The organism is Nitrobacter vulgaris (assembly GCF_031453995.1).
In the GTDB taxonomy this organism is placed as follows: domain Bacteria; phylum Pseudomonadota; class Alphaproteobacteria; order Rhizobiales; family Xanthobacteraceae; genus Nitrobacter; species Nitrobacter vulgaris.
Genome location: NZ_JAVDPZ010000053.1, coordinates 1 through 17,807 on the forward strand (window position 1 = coordinate 1; position 17,807 = coordinate 17,807).

The following is a 17,807-nucleotide window of genomic DNA, read 5'->3' on the forward strand; positions in this document are numbered from 1 at the left end:
CAAAGGGATCAACCTAGCCACTGGACGGTTTTTACTCCGCCCGCACCGACATCACGCCGGCGCTCCGTGGCCTACTTTGTCACCGCCACGCACACTAATGTCTGAAAATGAGGCCCTAAGTAAACGACTGAGCCTCGTGGAGGCGCGCCTGCATGGCATGATCGCGGGGTTTGAAGCGAATAAATGTCCGGAAGGGTGGAAAGTTTACACCAAAGCACAAGGTCGTTTCTTGTTAGGGATCAACGAAAAAGACAAAGCTCCAAAGTTGTCGGCTATTGCTCCAGGTGCGACAGGTGGCGCAGATTCGCAAACGTTGACCATGAAGAACATTCCCGCGCACTACCACTTGTTGGATTTGGGAACACTGAACAATGACGCACGCTACGGACAAGGTGAAGAGTATTCGCGGGCGGTGTATGGGACCCAAAGAAACAAGGCATTTTTGTCGAAGACTTCGACTGCTGGACAGGAGAGCCCAGACCCGATCTCTTTGATTCCGCCTTACGTGGGGCTCTTATTTTGTATCAAGGATTAATTTTCAATAGAGTGGCCTTCCCGGATTCTCAGATGGTGATCTTAAACGAGTAACTATGTCCCTTGGTGGCGGAACGATCGGCGACAGCGGAGGCTTGAGATCGTGCCGACGGGCTTTCGGCGTCGCTAGGCGGCTGTTACCCGGGGACTGCTCGGCGCGAACTTGAGAGCCTCTTCAATGGAGCAGTCGACACGCGCGATCTCATTCTGAAGGTTCCCGGTGGTGGCCTCCGGCTTGGTGTTGAGCCTGTTCGCGTCAACTGAGCGATAATATCGGCAGCGGTTTGCGTCACCCTGTGAAGAGGAGACTCCCGCCATGCCTTTGCGAAAATATGCTCGTGCGGGGGAATATCCTTCGCCTTGGCCCGCTCCACCTTGAGCATTGCCAACGGTCCGAGCTTATCCTTAAGCTAGGATTGCAACGCGGCCTTTCCTCTGATGATGGCCGGAAGCATATAACCCTCGTAAGCCTTCTGGCCCGGTCCGTCCTTCTGGTAGGTGAAATTTCGTGCCGAGTCTTCTAGCGTCTCTTCAGACAAATCAAACGCCGTGCGGGCATTCGTTCGTTGCGCTCGGCCTTGCGACCGTTTCAGCTTCGTCGCGCTCTGCGTCTTCGTCTGCTTCGCTCAACGCCGCATCGTCCGTTTCGATCATCTTCATAAGCGACTGAAGGTCCAATAGCGGCCGTCTCAGTTGTGCGACCATCTCGGCAACCGTCTGTGCGGCCTTAACGACGGGTGACTCCCGCCACATCTTCGCGGCCAGCGCCAGCGCAGGCGCGCTGTGCTTCATCGGCAGTTGCTCCACCTCGATATGCGCTATCGGGCCAAGCCGGTCTTCCAGCCACTCGCGCATGGTTGCTTCGTCTTGCGGACCGTGCGGAAGTGCGAAGGCAGTATTGGTGTGCCAGCGCTCGCCTGCCCTCTGGTAGGTCACGCGGCGCGGTAGGGCGACTAGGGGTGCTGGAGCAGATGGGGAGAAATCCCTTTTAAGAATAGATTCTTTAAAAGGATTTCTCCCCATCTGCTTCGCCGCGTCCCTGGCCCAATATTCCGACACCCGGGCGAACGCCTCCTCGATGTCACGCCTGTTATTTAGCCACACACCCGAACCGGCCATGTCCCCGAGCGCGCCCCGCTCGACGCTGTCCCATGGCACGACCGTGTCGACGACAATCGGCAACGGAATGTCACAGACAATATCAATCCGGCACGTCGCGCCACGCGTGCGCCGGTGCGCTCTAGCCCTTCCGATCGCCTGGATAAGCTCGGCTTCGGTCACCAGCTGGCGCAAGGCTTCGACGGTGGGGTTTTTGTGCCGGAACATCTTCGTGGCCACAACCGCGCCCGACGCGGTCAGGATGCCACCGTCGACCATTGCGTACCCCAGTCGCTTCGTGCCGTCCTTTCGCTCAATCCACGTCCGGTCAGACTCAGGAACGGGAGTGCCGGAGAACACGGCTGCCAGTGCCTCCATCTCAAGGACGGGCGGCAGCAACCGGCCGATCACGATCAGGCCAGCGACGTTCTCGAAATCGTTCAGGCCGGACAGATTGCCGAAGTAAGCGAGCCGCACGTTGTTGGGCAGACCACCGGCCTGCTCCCATTCCTCCACGAGCGTCTTGTACGTGATGACGAGAACGTCGCCATGGATCAGTCCGGCGCGCGCCTGAATGAATCGTAGGATGTCGGACCGGTTCCGCTTGCCCTCGTCAACGATCACGCTCTTGCCGGTCTTTTCGTCGGTGCGGATGCCGAGCGCCCGCATGCCGACCGGCGCGCCGATGATTTGCCGCGTCTGCACGTATGGCGACCAGTGTGCGACGATGTCCGCCTTCTCCTCGACGCGCAGCCCGAGCACAGTCGACAGTAACTCGGTGCTCGGCGCAGTCGCATCAAGGATCAGAGTCGCCGTGCGCCAGCTTTCATGAACCATCTTCAGTGGCCGAAACCCAAAGGTCTCGGAGTCGGCGATCCAGATACGGCCGGACTCTTCGTGCCCGGCGTCGAGGAACGCGGCCACTTCACTCCAGAAATCCACCATATGGCGGGCGTGCTTGATGGAGCGACCACGATCCCGGACCACGGCCGCGCGCTGCTCTTTGGCCATGCCCGGCTGGATCACGAGAACGTCCGCGCGACCAAGTTCGATCTTGCTCATACGCCGCGCGCCATCGGCCGTGATCCCCTTGGCCTCTAGCGCCGAGCGGGTCAGCGGCCGCCGTCCGGGGCTTTCCTGTAGGATGTCGACCAAGCCGCCGTTGTAATCCCCCGCGACGTCCGCGATGTCGGACAGCAGAATCTCGGTCACCTTGCTATCAACTGCGCCGCCGATGAACTTCTCGTCAGCAACCAGAAGGTCCGCCTCCGGGATGAAGTCCGGCCGTTTGTGATAAAGCGTTTGCGATGGATACACCCAAACCCGCGAGCGCTTAAGCCGCTGCGCCTCGCGACCGCACTTGCCGGCGAGCGTGCACCGCCACTCCCCTAACAAATCGCAGATCGACTGCCGGACGTTGGCGCCGCACTTCAGTGCATCTTCATAAGCCGCGATGTCCAGACACATCTTGGCTTCTGGCGGTGCGCCTGGCCGAGGGTCAGGCTGCTTGTACCCGCGATAGACTTCCGCATCCACGCCCAGCTTGGCAAGGTCAGCGACCACATCCTCGGCAAGCTCGTGTCGCGGCACGATGTAGTCGATTTGCAGGACAGGATTCGCCATGATCGCGGCCGCGATCATGGCCTTCCCGACATGGGACTTGCCGAGTCCCGTCTCCACGCGCACGAGCCACGCGGGCGGCTCGGGCTGCTCCGGAAGGATCAACGACGTGCAGTTCCTAGAGTCGGCCTCGAATGCGTTCATCGCGAGCCGATATTCGGCCACGGCACCGTGCGTCAGTCCGTCGCCGAAGAAAGCAAGGGAAACATCGGCAAGCTTGCGCTCCGCCTCCTCGACCGTCTTGCGCTCGACATTATACGTCGGAAGCACCACCGGCGCGACAGAGGTCTCGACCGGCGCGAGCGTCGCGGGCTCGATCTTGATCAGCCGCTTGGCCCGTTCCTTACGTGCGTCTGTCATGACGCGGCCTGCAACACGTCGTTAAGGTCACCATGCTCCGGAGTTGCGAACAGGACTTCGCGTCCGGCCTCAAGCCACCGCCCCGCGCACGATACAGAGGCGCGCACGTTTGCCTTGTCTAGCTCGCCCGTGTCCTTGCGCTCGCGGAAGATCGTCAGCGCTTCGATTCCTGGCAGAACCGGGAACGCTTCGATGGAGCCGGCGCTGCCGAGACACCATGCCGGCAAAAGGTCCATGTACATGCCGGACAGCGTGGACTCGATGCCCTCACCGATGTGCAGGCCGTGAGTCACATCCTCGTCCGGGCTCAGCTTGATCGCGGCCCCCTTCGCGCGACCTAGCATCTTCTTCTCGATCTTCGCGCCTTCAGCTGTCAAAAAGGTCCGGTGAATGCCGCAAGGCTCGTTAGTGTGAATGTCGCGCAGGAGCGCAACCATTGAGCGCGGGCCTGGGCAAAAGCGGATAACCTCACCGGCGACGCCTTCCGGCAGCACGATGCAGCGCGATGCGAGATATGTCTCGACGACCGTTCCGCGCGGGTCGTGCGACCGCTTCCAGTACGACATCGCACGCGCGATGCGCTTCTCGTCGTCGTCGTCATCGGTGGCTCGCAGAACGATCTCTGGCGGCGCTGGAGAGGCTTCCGGCATCGAACCGCCAAGGAAGTCACGCGCGGTGTCCAACGCGTCACGGAAGCTGCATTCGCGAGCAACCATGATCAGGTCGAGCGGTCCGCCGCCTTCGTTGGTTTCGTGGTCACACCATGAACCGGCCTTCGGTCCGGCAATCACGACGGCGAGACTTCCTTTCCTGCCAAACCGCAATTCTCGACGGTTCGACATACGCCGGTTCGGCTCACCGCAAAGGTAACGCGCAAGATCGTTCATGCCGGCCGACAGCGCAGCGCGGATAGGGGCAAGGTCGGTCGTCATCACGCTTCAACCGAAATCATTGGCCTTGAAGGGCAGCGGACTAAGCCACCTATGCCGATCAGCGTAGGCGCGACTTCTTCAAACTCGGCGGTGTTCACTGGTGCGTGGCCTGACTCGCGAGCCAGCGCTCCGAGTTGATACAGCGGTGTGAATTGGCGAGCATCCGCTCGCACTCTGCAATCATGTGCTCGCGTGGCGTTCCCTGATTCGCGTCGTAATCGCGAAAGTCCCACCGATCGCCAACGGCATAGATTCCGGAAATCCTCGTGGAGATCATAAAGCTAAAGGAGTCGGCGCTATGCAAGCGCGAGCGATGCAGCTTCAACCGGAACTTCGCATCCGGATGCGTCGCAAAGTACTCAACGTCACTTTCGGCACGCGAAAACACGACGCGCCACTGGCCGCGATACATCACTGCAAACGTGCCGGGCGACACATCAACCGGACGCCAGCGGCCGTTTTTCAAGCAAATGAGGTGATCGGTTCGATTTGCGTTGTTCGCAAAAATATGAGACATAACGTGTGCTCCAATATTAAGTGTTCTCGCAGAGCCCACCGCCGCAAACGGTGGGTTTTTGCGTTTATGCGGCGCTCTTTCCGCCCGGTGCGATGCGCTGCGCCCGCATCCACGCGGAAATGTCCTGCCGTGAATATTTCGGCGTTCGACCGATGAAGGTCACGATAGGCGATTTGCCGGCATAGCGCAGCTTGCGAGCCCAGATTTCGCTCTTGCCGACGAACTCGCCAAACTCTCGCTCGGAGAAAAGAAGAAACTCATTATCCATGGCATGGACCTCGTTTGGTTGCGACTGACTGCGATTGGAGCAGAAAGTATCAGTTTCGAAGAGCCCGATCCGGTAGCCCCAAACGACACGAAAAAATGCGGTCGCACCGACTCTCGCGTTTATGAAACTGTGACAAGTATTAACGAAAGAGGGCCCCGGAGGGCCCTCGTTGATCACGCCGCCAGAGCTGGTGCGGGCGGCTCGTCAATTCTGCCTCGGAGATACTCGCTGAAGGCTTTCAGCGCGCGGGCCGCGAGCACCGTCGCGTCATATCCAAGTTTAGAGTCGACTCCGTCCTGCATCTCCCAAGATAGGGTCCGGCAACACAGCGTGATGGTGTTCCGGGCAAACTCGTCATGATGCGCCTCGGCAAGGCCGTCCTGAATCGCTTCACCAAAGTATTCGAGCGCGTGCGCGGTCAGCGTGTGCTCAAACCCATCCAGGTCCGTCTGGTCAGTCCAGCCGACGATAATCTCCTCAGCTAGATTCTTGGCGCGACAGGAAGCGTATTCCAGCTCCTGCGAGTCCTTGTCTTTCAAGAAAATCTCGAAATCCTTCATGGTCAGTTTCTCCTTGGTTCGGCCATAGGCCGGCCGTTCGTTGTCGAACTATTCCGACAACGTGTGCTGGTTTGAATTGTCGGGGAGGGATCGCCCCGCCGGAGCGGGACGGGGGCCTAATGCGAAAATGCCCCAAGCATGCGAAGGGTCATTGCATAAGCGCGAAGCCCGTTGGCGGTAAACGCACATTCTTCCGAACTGAGCGTTACTTCCTCTCGACCGTCGAGAGCGTCAGCCAAATTAATCGCGTATACCGAACGACAAGTCCCACAACCAAATCGTGCGAGAGGGTCGTCCGGGGTGACATGCTTAAAGTCATTCGGATCACCGCACAAAGAGCAATGCCCTTCTGCCACAGCATCGTCCTTGGGGTCGAAGTGTCCATTATCGTTATGGCTCATACTCAGTCCTTTCTTTTGGCCACAGGCCATCGTTCACGCCAATGGCGTGTTTGGTAATGATTCCGGTTGTTGGGATTGCCTGCCGCGAGGCTGGCGGTTTTGGTTTGCGCGGAGCGCCTTTAATTCGGCCGGTCGTGCATCAGCTGAGCCTCTCTTCGGTGACGGTAGTCACGCCGCTCGCTGACTGATGCCAGCGCCGACCATTCGGTTGCGGAATGCCTCAACCTCGCTAGCGTCCCAATAGCGACGATTGCGAATGACGGTGGGCTTCGGAAAGCCAAGCGACTCGTCATGAAGCCAGCGCCAGAGAGTCATTTGAGAGACTCCCCCGAACATGGCGCGGATATCCTTGGCGGGCAGAAGGTGCTTATTCAAAATGTTTCTCCGTTGCGAAATGTGATGAACGGAAGCTATCGGGAGGTGGGAAAGCTGAAAAGCGCCTCAGGTCGTCCTTCTGGTTACCCGCCGTTTTTTCTTGCGAATATAGGCATTTAACGCCCGACTTGCTTCTGCTCTTGCCTCTACTTCCGCGTCAATGAAATCATTCCGATGTGCTTTGGCGATGCGTTTGGCGTTCTCGAAGCCAAGGACCCCCTCATTATCATCCTCTTTGATCTTCAATCTCCTGTTCATTGCCGTTTTGTTTTCCGCTTTTTTGCTCTTGGCCTTTTTGGACTTAGTCCTTTTGCCCTTAGCGCTTGTCTTCTTATCCTCCTCGATTTCATTGATCTCTTTGACAGCTTTTTCGACCGCCTCATCTTCGGTCCCGCTTTTGCGCAGTTCATGAACGCGAAGCGCAAGCGAGGGGTCGCGTTCTGACAAGAGGAGCTGCTCGGCAAGAGGAGTTACTCCGCGCCGCGATCCATCCTTCGCTTCCTTCGGAGAAGTATCCCAAAGCGCGCCAGCAACATCGGCGTTGATCAGCGTCTCGCCATTGCCGTCCAACGCTTCGATTGCCAGCTGGGCAATTTTCTCTGCGAACTGGTTGATCGCATCCGCGACCGGTCGCGGAGCACGAATTTTCCATTTCTGAGCCAGGTACCAGCAAAGCCAAGCTGCCGCCGGATTCTTTGTATCTTGAAAGAGAGTGGACAGGCCCTTGAGGTCACTTTTCATCAACGCGAGATCAAGTGTGCCCTCTGGTTTCAGATCGACTTTTTCAGCCCACGTTCCGAACATGCTAGGAGCCATCGTTCAATCCCCCATCTTAAGTCGCACGACGTTCGACTCGCGCGCGGTCGTCAGTCCGGCAACGTGATCCGCCCACAAATTGAGCGCGTAACGCTTCTCAGCGAGAAAGTCGTGGCGCTGATAGACGCCAACGATTCCACTGAACGTTCCGCTGACATGATTCATGACCTTCTCGGCAACGGCCACGCCAATACCAAGCCGCGCCATTCCGGACGCCACCGTTCGCCGTAGATCGTGAATCCGCCAGGGCGCGATGGTGACTGCATCTGGATCGTCGCCCCGCGCCTTTGCCTCCTTCCGCGCAATCTCAAGCATCGCGGTGTCGAGGCGTTCCTTTCCGTCCGAGAATCCCGAAATGGATGTTCGTCCAGTCGTGGTGAAAACAAAAGGTGAGTCAGTAATTCGCTCGACGCCGTTGATCATGCCGACAACTTGAGAGGAGAGGGGAACGGTGTGCTCGCGGCTATTTTTTGTGCGCGATGCCGGCAACACCCATATCGGGCTGTCGGTTTGAAGGTTGATCTCTGACCAACGCATGCCGGCGCATTCTTCGCGGCGTTGTCCAGTCATCATGGCTAACGTGAAGAACTGCCGCCAGGGCCAATCAAGCCGCGAGACCGCCATTGACAACAATCGCAGCTCGTCATCATCAAGGATGCGGTCGCGCGGCACCTCTTTAATAGCCTCCGTCCCCTCAAACGGATTCCCGGCGCGAAGCTCCCGACGCATACACCAGCCAAAGAAGTGTCGCCCATAAGCACGTAAGCGTTTCGACTGAACTGGTGCGCGCGCCTTCACCGCGTCGAGCAACCGAATGGCGTCGCCGCGACCGATGTCATCGATCCGTCGCCTGGCCCATCCCTTTAGCTCCCGAGTGAGAACGCGCCTTATCTCGCTCCCTGACTTTAGACGGTCAGCGTGATCCACAAAGTAGCGGCCGAGCACGTTCTCGACAGTATCGTCCTTCCGGCGCGCTTCCCGTTCCTCGGCTTCGATCCGCGCGGCCTCAGCCCGCCTTTCGCCCCTGCGCCGATCAGCCGGATCACCACCGGTCGAGCGCAGACGTCGCGCGTCGTTCGCTGCATCGCGTGCTTGCTGTAAGGTGAGGGCACCGGGTCCCGTCGCGCGACCAAGAGTGACCTTCACGCCCTTCCTGTCTTCGCGCTCGTACCTGTAAGCCCAGCTCTTTGCGCCGGATGGTTGAACAACCAACCGCAAACCGGGTTGCAGACTATCTGCGATCTCATACCGACTACCCTTCGGAGCCGCATTTATGACGTGCTTGGCAGTGAGCTTCTCGGGCACCTGATTTGCTTTCGGGGTACGGGCAGGGGTATGGGAAATTGGCAATAGGGTACGGTGTGGCTGCGTTACTAACGAGCCCTAACTTACCAGATAATGCATTGATTTCAAACAAAAAACAGCGCCTGACAAGAGATGGAAAGTGACGGATAGTTCCGTTGTCGCAGCTGACTCTTAATCAGCGGGTCGTAGGTTCGAGCCCTACATCGCCCACCACCCAGTTGGTAGGGATCGGACTCGGTAGCGTATCCGTCAATTTGTCGCGCAAATTGCGGGGTTTTCGCGATCGTCTGGTCTCTGCGCGCGTCTCTGGTCCCAGAAATATCGCCAAAGGGCGCTCCGTCTCTGCATCGAAAATTCCCGTTCCTGGCCGAGCGGCAGAGACCGGTTCGCTGACTGGGTGAGCAGCCAATTCGGCCCTGCAACCAATCGGTTCAACGGGACATAGCCGACGTTCATACTAATTGATGAAATATCGGGACGGGGATGGTCTGCCCGTCTGTGCGAAACCCTGTCGGCCGGGGAGCTTCCTTCGCGCCATCGAGGAGGCAAGACCAAACGGAGGTATCGCTCGTCAGATCGGATCGAGACCTAGCACTTCGAACTGACGATCCCATTCGAGCGGGAGCTCGCGCAATTGTTCGAGACCGATGCCACGTGGCAATCGACCTTCAACGGCAGCCTTGGTGAGTGCGGGAGAGAGGAAGGCCAACGACAGCGTCATGTTGACGTGTCGTAGGCTGTAACCCTCGCGCGCCGCGATTGCTTGAGCATCTGTCGCTGAGTCCGTGACGAGCTCATGAAGCCAGTGTCGGCCGCGGGCAATCGCTGCGACCAGCGTAGCCCGTCGCTCCAGCTTCATCGGGCGGAGCCGGAGTTTTGCGGAGGTCGGGCGCAGGATGGACCGCGCTCGTTTGGAGGGTGGCTTAGTCCAGGGGAGGACGATGGTGGCGTGGTCTTCGTCGGCGGGATTGTCTGGATCCTGCTTCAGCTGCACGACGAGGCGGTTTTGCTGGACCTCGATCCGTTCGATCAGCGAGCGCGCGAATGCGTTGTCGATGAGGCCGGTGGCTTTGAGCTGTCGATGCTTCGGGTTCAGAACAATCTTGCGAACCTGATCGTCGACATCTGGCGCTGGCACCCGTGAGACCGAACCAACTGCGGCGGTCGCTGCATTCCCGAACAGAAGCGGCCGCGAGACGTAGTAGCTGTAGTGCCGACCTTTCTTCTGGGCCTGGGTTGGCGCCATGCGATGGCCGGCGTCGTCAAACATCAGACCGGTCAGGAGATGGCTGAAGGAGGTCCGGGTTCTGGTCTGATGACTGCGCTGGTCCGTGATTATCGTCTGGACACGATCGAACAGGTCGCGATCCAGGATCGGGGGCTGCTCGCCCGGATAGATCTGGGCCTTATAGTTGACCTCGCCAATGTAGAAGCGGTTGCGCAGCAGATGGAATAAAGCGCCGCAGCCGAACGCAACTCCGCCCCGGGTTACGCCGGTCTTGAGAACGCGCTGCCGGCTGACGATGTTGCGGTCCTTGAGGTCCCGCATCAGGGCACGGACACTGCCAAGTTCGAGATAGCGGCCAAAGATGTGACGGACCCGTTCGGCTTCTTCGGGGACGACGGTCACCTTGCCGTTCTCCATGACGTAGCCGAGGGGGAGGGGGCCACCGACCCAGATGCCTTTCTTCTTGGAGGCCGCAACCTTGTCCCGGATGCGCTCCGAGGTGACCTCTCGTTCGAACTGGGCAAAGGACAGGAGAACGTTGAGGGTCAGGCGTCCCATGGACGTTGTGGTATTGAACTGCTGGGTCACCGAGACAAACGACACCCGATGGGCATCGAACAGCTCGACCAGCTTGGCGAAGTCGGCGAGCGAGCGAGTCAGGCGGTCGACCTTATAGACCACAATGACATCGATCTTGCGGGCTCGGATATCCTCCAGCAGGCTCTGCAGCGCCGGCCGGTCGGTTGATCAGCCGGAGAAACCGCCGTCGTCATAGCGGGTCTTGACCTGCACCCAACCGGCATGGGCCTGGCTTTTGATATAGGCACTGGAAGCCTCGTACTGGGCATCCAGCGAGTTGAACTCCTGATCGAGGCCGTTCTCAGTCGAGACCCGGGTATAGATCGCGCACCGGACGATCTCGCGGGACAACGCTTTTCCCGCCCTCACGGCCTATCCTCCCCACCCACCGTGCTGTCCCGAAGGCCAAAGAAACGGGGCCCGCTCCAGCGGGTACCGGTGATGGCGAAGGCGATCGCCGAGAGGCTGTCGTACCGTGTCCCCTCCCACAGGAAGCCATCGTCAACGACGATCGCCCGCTGGGTGGTGCCGTTCCATTCACGGGACAGGATGGTGCCGGCCTTCAACTCGACCTGTCCCCGGTCGAAGGCGACCAACTTGGCCGTGACGGATTCGGGTGTCTCCTTCTCGCCGATCCGATCAAGGAACTGGCGAACCGCTGGATCGAGGTCGCCCGACTGATCGGCCTGCCGCCGATAGCTTACGATGGCTGTCTGGAGATGCTTCGGAAGATGCGCCAGCGTGGACTGACTTGACCGACGACCACGAGACTGCAGTCGCTGACCACCGCGATCGCGACGACGCGCGAGCACGCTTATTGAGGCTTCAGCCATCGTCAGGCCTGCTTCGCTGCAATGACGCGGTAGATGCGCTGATCGGCTTCAAGGCTTGAGACCAACTCGAGCCCGAGCTTCTTGCGGACCACGCTGGCCAAAAAGCCACGCACCGAATGCTGCTGCCAACCGGAAGCGTTTGAGAGTGCGGCAATGGTCGCACCAGTCGGGCGCCTCAGAAGATCAAGCAGTTTTGTTTGCTTGTTCGCCGGTTTGTTGGCTTCAGCAGCCGCGCTGACCACGCCGCCCGCTAGAGCCGGGCTTGAAGGAAGCGTTGCACGTCGTTTCGTCGGCTCTCTCACAGGACGAGGTGCTGTCTTTGCTGCCTTCGTTGTGGTGAGGGCCTTACCGCGTCGTCGGCGGTTCGATGGCGGCTTCCGATTGCGGGATGACTTCTGCATAGGACCCTCCAAAATGATGCGACATCAGCGTCGCACCACCCGAGGCCCCGTCAGCCATGTTGCGCTGCGGGGCCAATCCGAGGGCCATCTCACGCCACAGCAATGCTCGCTTTGCCCACGAATGCCAGTCCATTCTGCAGGAGTCTCAACAATACCAATGTTGAACATCCGGGGGAGCGGTCCTGTGATCGCCTTCCATTCACGTGGATGCGGTGGTTACCTAAGAGGCACAATGTCGCTGGGTTTTTAAACGGGCTAGCGTAACCGCACAGCAATGGCCTCGTTTGGATTTTTGGCTCTGGCATACGACCCGACTGGCGTAGCCCGCGCATCCAGAACACAAGCGCGGAAGGAGAATATCAGATGCCGACCCTCTACACGATGCCTGGCGCCTGCTCGCTTTCTCCGACCAAATACCGCCGCAGTCAGCTGCTTTCATTATTTCCAAGCCTCAGGCGAGCCTCTACAACATCAAGGTAGGCACCGTAACAGCGCCATGACTACTACTTCGAGCGGCGGTTGCACTAAGCGGCGTCCAAATGGTGGAGGCTCACCTGAGCCGCCGCGTCTCCGTCCGCTTGTCCGGATCACCATCAACCGCGAGGCACTTGCCGTCCTAGATAAGCAAGCCCTCGCCGCTCAACTCGGCATCGGCCTCGTCTCAGGCTGGCTGGCAAGCTGGATCGTCGGCGGTAGTGGGCTGCTACGATACGTGCTTACTGGCGTTGTCGGCTCCTTCGTAGGCGCGTTTCTCTTAGATCGCCTAGGCATCGAACTTGGCATCCGGAACCCGCTCACCAGCCGGATTGTCACAGCATCTATCGGTGCGGTGCTGGTGATACTGGCTGCTCGGCTTATCGCCTGAGTTCAATCATCTCAAGTCGGATTCCCGCTATTGAGGCCCTCCCATTGCTTCTGTGGGGTGACGCCGACCCGATAAGTCCCGTGGCGGTTGGTGAACGGCTATCTGCTTTGTTTCCGAACGCACGTCTCTGCGTTTTCTCCGGTGCAGATCCACGACTTGACCCAAACGCACATTGGTGTTGTCGCCGTCGAGATAAAGCGCCATCTGACGGCAGGTTCATAAGCGTTCCCGGCTCGTCGTCCGACTTTCTAGTGAAAGGCAGCGCTCCCACGCCGACACGCGTGACGTGTAAGGTCGGGCTTCTTGGGATTATCGTTGTTGCCATGAAGTTCGCCAGAGATGCTGGGCTATAAATCAAAATCGAGAATGACCCACGCCAGTCTCAGGGCACCTCCGCGCGTCCCGCATACGCGCGATCCCACCCTTCGAGGCGGTAGCCACCCAGGCCTGCTTCGCTGCAACGATGCGGTAGATGCGCTGATCTGTTTCAACGGCTGAGACCAACTCGAGCCCAAGCCTCTTGCGGACCACGCCGGCCAAAAATCCGCGCACGGAATGCTGCTGCCAACCGGAGGCGTTTGAGAGTGCGGCAATGGTGGCACCAGCCGGGCGCCTCAGAAGGTCGAGCAGTTCTGTTTGCTTGTTCGCCCGTTCCCGGGTTGGAGGCCGTGCGGACGACTGACGTGCCGCTTTTGCCGTCTAGCCACGCGAGCAGCTTTTGCACGGCCAGCGCGCTTCGATGACTTCCTACTGCGAGATAACTTCTCCATAGACCCTCCGAATGATGCGACATCAGCGTCGCACCACTCGAGGCCCGTCAGCGATGTTGCGCTGCGGGGCCGATCTAAGGGTCATCTCACGCCACAGCAATGCTCGCTCCGCCCGCGAATGCCAGTCCTTTCTGCAAGAATCTCAATGCTGATGTCGAACATCCAATGGGAGCAGGCGCTCCGACAATCCAATCGAGCCCCAAAATGCATCCGGCGCCGTATTGAACCGGCGGAACGCTCGATCACTCGCCGCCCGTTTTGATCCCCGAACTCGGATTGGCCCGCTTTGGCTCCAACTCCGGCGGGCCTTTTTGTCGGCCGCACAATAATCCGCCGTGCGCAGCCAAGCTGCGAGGGGATCATGAGCTAGACAATCAACCGGCAAGAAAGAGCTCGCTCCGGTCCCGGTCGCCGGGATTGCAGCCGCCTGTCGATCCGCGCGATCCATCGGAATGAACGGTTATGGCCGGCGCCAAAGCGGATCAACCGATCCTCAGATTTTCCGCGGTCTCCTCGCCGCGGTTCTAGACAACCTCGTAGCTCACCTTGGCGCCTTCATCGAGCGAGCTCAGGCCCGCCTTTTCCACGGCCGAGATATGGACGAACACGTCCTTGCCGCCGTTGTCGGCTGAATGAAGCCGTAACCTTTCTGCCCGTTGAACCACTTCACAGTACCGATTGCCACTGCCGCAAACTCCTATTGAACGATCCACCGATATGACCGCTTGCGTCGTCCCTCGCAAGCCCAGAGGCCGCGGCCGTCAGCTCGCCTATTCGTACTAGCAGTCGTGAAGGCCCCCGTTGGAACGACGTTTGTCGCGTTGAAATTGGCTGCATGCCTTCTCTCACGGAGGGAGGCAGCCATGGATGACCGGCGTTCCTGTAGGCCCGAGAAAGCCGTCCAAGAGCCCAACGGTCACGCCGAGGGTGAGAATTGCAACATTGTCCAATTTCCGGATCGTCGAAAGGCGATCCCCCCGGCGGATGATTTCTTCGGGACTGAAGAGGGTGAGCTTTTGACAAATGAGTCATTCGCGGGGAGCCAAAACTAGAGCTTCTGCCGCCTGAAAAGATCCTGCTGGGAGCCGCTTTTGTGGTGGCGGCCATTATGTTGGGAGTGCTGCTATTGCTCGTAATCAGTTGGCCCTCTAGGAGCAAAGCACGGCGAGCATGCAGTTGGAGCGCTTCCGCGGCGTCGGTGGTTTTCCGCGCCGTTAAGAACGACGCGCGAACACACCTGGCATTGAACAAGGATGCACCTGTACCACGCGCCGCCGATACAGCCGGGCGTATTATCTGCCAACCAATCCTGGGCGGACTGCATCATCAATATACCCGGATTTGATTTGCGATAAGGACAAGAGGGACTCTGCTACCCTGCTCCGGGATACGCTGCGAGCGGAGGTTGCCACTGTCAGGCTAGGCTACACTGTCCCTTCCGCCTCGCAGGTAATTCTAAAGCGATACGAGAGTTCTCAGTACGTCGATCGGGGCTCCTTTGAGGGGCTCATCGTGAGCAGATTAGGGTCGTTTGGAGCGTCTATCGACCTTTAATCGCCGAATAATACCGAAGAGTTTTTCGCCGCGAGATGTTGCGAACCGACCCATCCCGATTTTTGGTGCACTTATGAGTTGGAAGTCTGTGACCACATAAGTGCCAGTGCCAGCTTCATGGACCTACGTCTGCACGGCTGGCTGCGTTATGCCAACGAGCGCGTGCGTTATCGGAAGGCGACGCTTCGATCCTGGATAACGTCTTGTGGCCCAAATGAGGAGAGCATTCGATGACCGTCAGCCAACCGAACGCTGCCGATACCGCTGAACTCAACAACCTCCTCGTTGTCAATCACGACAGGGGAGGCTTCTATCTCCGCTATTATGAATTGACGGGGTCGACGCAAGCGCTTCTGCAGGCCCATATTACCAACCTATAGCGGCTTTCTGGGGGGCCCGCTTTGGTCGGGAGTGCCGTCGCAAAGAATAGTAAGCGGACAACTACAATATCGATCTCGATACATTTTCTTACGAGATCGCTTCGAACGTGTTTCTCAAGATAAAGAGTGATGTTGAGGCAGGCCGGACTGGTATTCTGTCCGATCAGGAAATGCAGTCCTCTGATCAGGAGGTTTGGGCGGAGCAGGGATTGGCGGACTATTTCCCCGGCAATGTCCCACTCTGGCATCTTGGGTTCAAGACACTTCTGTCGGCAGGGACCGCGGCCTCAACTCTGACGGCACTTCAGCTTCCCTTCGGCGCGAGAATCGAAAGGACTGACGATCATGAGCGTAATTCAAACAGTTAGATCGTGAATCGTGGCGTGGCCATCTAGGAACACTTCAACGTTGGCGTCGTTTACACTCGGTAACATAGCGGGGTCGAAATCGATGAATCAACGTGACCCCAAAGCGCTCGAAACGGACAGACTGTTGGAAAAGAATAAGAGCGCGAACCGCCGCACCACAGTAGGTGAAATCCCATGGAATTATGATCGTTCCGAATTAATTGCAGATGGAGCGATTCATGTTGTCGGCGTTGGCATGGGATTGGGCGCAACGACCACGTTAATCGTCCTGACAAGTGGTTCTAGTGCATCCATCCATCCGGTCATTGTTACAGGTTATGCACTATGCTTACTTAGTATGCTGGTGTTCTCTGCGGCCTATAACCTCTGTCCGGTATCGCCGCGGAAGTGGCTGCTGAGGCGGTTTGACCAGTCCGCGATATATCTCCTCATAGCGGCTACCTATACACCGTTCATCACGCAATTTAACGACCGCGACTTAGCAGCGTCCTTATTAGTCGCCATATGGTCTGCGGCTGCTGTCGGCACCGTCCTGAGGTTGCTTTTCCCGGATCGTTTCGAGCGCCTCTCCCTCGTGTTATATATTGCCATGGGATGGAGCGGCATTATTGTTTACGACAAGGCTGTCGCGTCACTCTCGGGCTCAATCCTAACGTTCATCGCAACGGGCGGAGTATTGTATACGTTAGGAGTTATCTTCCATTTATGGAAGCGCTTGCACTACCAAAATGCCATTTGGCACGCATTCGTGTTGTTGGGCGCCGCCTGCCACTTTAATGCGGTCTGGAATCTTGCTGTCACTTAAGGAATCGAAAGCCTGCAATTCTTTTCAGAGGCTTTACCCAGCCGCGCGGGTCGCGAGGGCTCTTATTGATCTATCTCGATCCAGCGACGTCGACCGTGCGGGCGTGCGGGCGTGCGGGCGTGCGGCACGAGGTCGGCGGTCTTTGTCACGAATATGCCGGTTGCGCCAAGGAGGGGCAGCAGAGCTGAGACGATGATAACGAAGTAGAAGCGGATCCATTGAAGTCAAAAAGCGACACTGGCTATCGTTCCGCTCGGGCTACTGAGGCACCTCCTGACCGACCGTTGTCGATGAGGCAGCAGGTGCTGATTTAACCGACGCAACTTCGTCCGCATCACTCGTTGTAATGTTTGCTACGACATCGGCGGCCATCGTTTCAAGCAATGCGATCTCGTTTGCTTCAAGGGTACGGGGTGCGGAGTCGAGAATGCATAGCGCTCCTATTATTAGACCATCAGCTGCACGTAGCGGCGCCCCAGCGTAAAACCGCACGTTCCATTGCTCGATCGTCTCGTTATCGGCAAACCGTGGGTCGCGCTCGATATCCGAAACCACCAGCGTTTTGTCGTTGGCCAAAACGTAGTTGCAGATTGCGTGTTCGCGGTCCATCGGCAGCAGCGTGCCTGTATCGTCAGTGATGGCGTCCGGCAATTTTCCACTTTGTCCGACGAAGTATTCGCGGTCCTTATCAATAGTGGTGATCACGGCAACGCTGGTGTTGAATACGTCGGCCGCACGTTTGGCGAGAGCATCCAGCGCTTCACGTTTATTACCTTCCAAGACCCCGGTCGCTTTCAGCGCGTCGACACGCTCTGCGTCGTTGTCAGGCACGGGGGCTTGTTGGACAACCGTGGCTTCTTCAGGGTCGATGATACGGTGAATACGGCGAACCGCCTCCTCGACCGAAGTCACGACAGCATCGGCTTTGAGCTTTGCAAGGGATTCGTCGGTCAACAGCTCTGGCGGCGCGTTCCACAGCGCCAGAACGATGCGCATATTCGGCCATCGTCGTCGCAGACGCCGGCAGGCGTGGCGAGCGGGGATGGCTGGATTCGGCGTAACGTAACTGAGACAGACAATGTCCGCGCCCTTCAGGTCGAGTTTGGCCAGATAGTCGGCATTTACGCTTGCAGCGGGTTGGGAATGTGCGTGGCGGTGACAAAGTAGGCCACGGAGCGCCGGCGTGATGTCGGTGCGGGCGGAGTAAAAACCGTCCAGTGGCTAGGTTGATCCCTTTG

15 protein-coding genes and 4 pseudogenes are annotated in these 17,807 nt (G+C 58.4%); 5 read left to right on the forward strand and 14 right to left on the reverse strand.

The genetic code is table 11. From position 1 onward, the window contains the following. A pseudogene (locus tag GGQ85_RS19280) lies at positions 1-535 on the forward strand (hypothetical protein); the annotation flags it as partial. Between the two features lie 539 nt (positions 536-1,074). On the opposite strand, the gene GGQ85_RS19285 reads toward GGQ85_RS19280, so the two are convergent. The 11 genes and pseudogenes from GGQ85_RS19285 to GGQ85_RS19335 form a co-directional block, all read right to left on the reverse strand. Further along, positions 1,075-3,612, reverse strand: a complete 2,538-nt coding sequence (locus GGQ85_RS19285; protein WP_309775881.1) for a hypothetical protein — start codon at positions 3,610-3,612, stop codon at positions 1,075-1,077. Then, positions 3,609-4,544: a DUF7146 domain-containing protein gene (locus GGQ85_RS19290; RefSeq protein ID WP_309775884.1), complete on the reverse strand. Its 936-nt coding sequence runs from the start codon at positions 4,542-4,544 to the stop codon at positions 3,609-3,611. Before GGQ85_RS19290 ends, GGQ85_RS19285 begins: the two co-directional genes overlap by 4 nt. Before the next feature lie 94 nt (positions 4,545-4,638). Further along, positions 4,639-5,061 (reverse strand): hypothetical protein, encoded by a 423-nt coding sequence (locus GGQ85_RS19295; protein WP_309775885.1) that lies wholly within the window; start codon positions 5,059-5,061, stop codon positions 4,639-4,641. A gap of 64 nt (positions 5,062-5,125) precedes the next feature. After that, positions 5,126-5,329 (reverse strand): hypothetical protein, encoded by a 204-nt coding sequence (locus tag GGQ85_RS19300; RefSeq protein ID WP_309775886.1) that lies wholly within the window; start codon positions 5,327-5,329, stop codon positions 5,126-5,128. A 173-nt stretch (positions 5,330-5,502) separates the two neighbouring features. Next, positions 5,503-5,889: a hypothetical protein gene (locus GGQ85_RS19305; RefSeq protein WP_309775887.1), complete on the reverse strand. Its 387-nt coding sequence runs from the start codon at positions 5,887-5,889 to the stop codon at positions 5,503-5,505. Between the two features lie 569 nt (positions 5,890-6,458). Then, complete coding sequence (locus GGQ85_RS19310; RefSeq protein ID WP_309775888.1) at positions 6,459-6,665, reverse strand: helix-turn-helix transcriptional regulator; 207 nt, start codon at positions 6,663-6,665, stop codon at positions 6,459-6,461. Between the two features lie 66 nt (positions 6,666-6,731). After that, entirely contained in the window at positions 6,732-7,481 is a 750-nt protein-coding gene (locus GGQ85_RS19315; RefSeq protein WP_309775889.1) for a hypothetical protein, read from the reverse strand. Between the two features lie 3 nt (positions 7,482-7,484). After that, positions 7,485-8,786, reverse strand: coding sequence for a tyrosine-type recombinase/integrase (locus tag GGQ85_RS19320; protein ID WP_309775890.1), 1,302 nt, complete (start codon positions 8,784-8,786; stop codon positions 7,485-7,487). Between the two features lie 571 nt (positions 8,787-9,357). Next, positions 9,358-10,962, reverse strand: a pseudogene (locus GGQ85_RS19325) (recombinase family protein). Next, positions 10,959-11,426: a DUF2924 domain-containing protein gene (locus GGQ85_RS19330; RefSeq protein ID WP_309775891.1), complete on the reverse strand. Its 468-nt coding sequence runs from the start codon at positions 11,424-11,426 to the stop codon at positions 10,959-10,961. The pseudogene GGQ85_RS19325 and the gene GGQ85_RS19330 overlap by 4 nt, the downstream one beginning before the upstream one ends. A gap of 2 nt (positions 11,427-11,428) precedes the next feature. After that, complete coding sequence (locus GGQ85_RS19335; RefSeq protein WP_309775892.1) at positions 11,429-11,827, reverse strand: DUF3489 domain-containing protein; 399 nt, start codon at positions 11,825-11,827, stop codon at positions 11,429-11,431. Between the two features lie 496 nt (positions 11,828-12,323). Here GGQ85_RS19335 and GGQ85_RS19340 point away from each other — a divergent pair, with 496 nt between their 5' ends. Then, complete coding sequence (locus tag GGQ85_RS19340; RefSeq protein WP_374708930.1) at positions 12,324-12,692, forward strand: GlsB/YeaQ/YmgE family stress response membrane protein; 369 nt, start codon at positions 12,324-12,326, stop codon at positions 12,690-12,692. 354 nt (positions 12,693-13,046) lie between these two features. On the opposite strand, the pseudogene GGQ85_RS19345 reads toward GGQ85_RS19340, so the two are convergent. After that, positions 13,047-13,334, reverse strand: a pseudogene (locus GGQ85_RS19345) (DUF3489 domain-containing protein); the annotation flags it as partial. Between the two features lie 652 nt (positions 13,335-13,986). Next, a pseudogene (locus GGQ85_RS19350) lies at positions 13,987-14,147 on the reverse strand (cold-shock protein). A 1,099-nt stretch (positions 14,148-15,246) separates the two neighbouring features. Between GGQ85_RS19350 and GGQ85_RS19360 the strand changes: the two are divergent. The 3 genes from GGQ85_RS19360 (at position 15,247) to trhA (ending at position 16,569) form a co-directional block, all read left to right on the forward strand. Further along, a complete protein-coding gene (locus GGQ85_RS19360) occupies positions 15,247-15,396 on the forward strand; it encodes a hypothetical protein (protein ID WP_309775893.1) in 150 nt (49 codons plus the stop codon). 107 nt (positions 15,397-15,503) lie between these two features. Further along, positions 15,504-15,764: a hypothetical protein gene (locus GGQ85_RS19365; RefSeq protein WP_309775894.1), complete on the forward strand. Its 261-nt coding sequence runs from the start codon at positions 15,504-15,506 to the stop codon at positions 15,762-15,764. An 82-nt stretch (positions 15,765-15,846) separates the two neighbouring features. Then, positions 15,847-16,569 carry a PAQR family membrane homeostasis protein TrhA gene (gene trhA, locus GGQ85_RS19370; protein ID WP_374708931.1) on the forward strand — a complete coding sequence of 241 codons (723 nt, stop codon included), beginning with the start codon at positions 15,847-15,849 and terminating at the stop codon, positions 16,567-16,569. A 258-nt stretch (positions 16,570-16,827) separates the two neighbouring features. Here trhA and GGQ85_RS19375 read toward each other — a convergent pair whose 3' ends face one another. Next, positions 16,828-17,565 (reverse strand): GAF domain-containing protein, encoded by a 738-nt coding sequence (locus GGQ85_RS19375; protein ID WP_309775896.1) that lies wholly within the window; start codon positions 17,563-17,565, stop codon positions 16,828-16,830. Between the last annotated feature and the right edge of the window lie 242 nt (positions 17,566-17,807).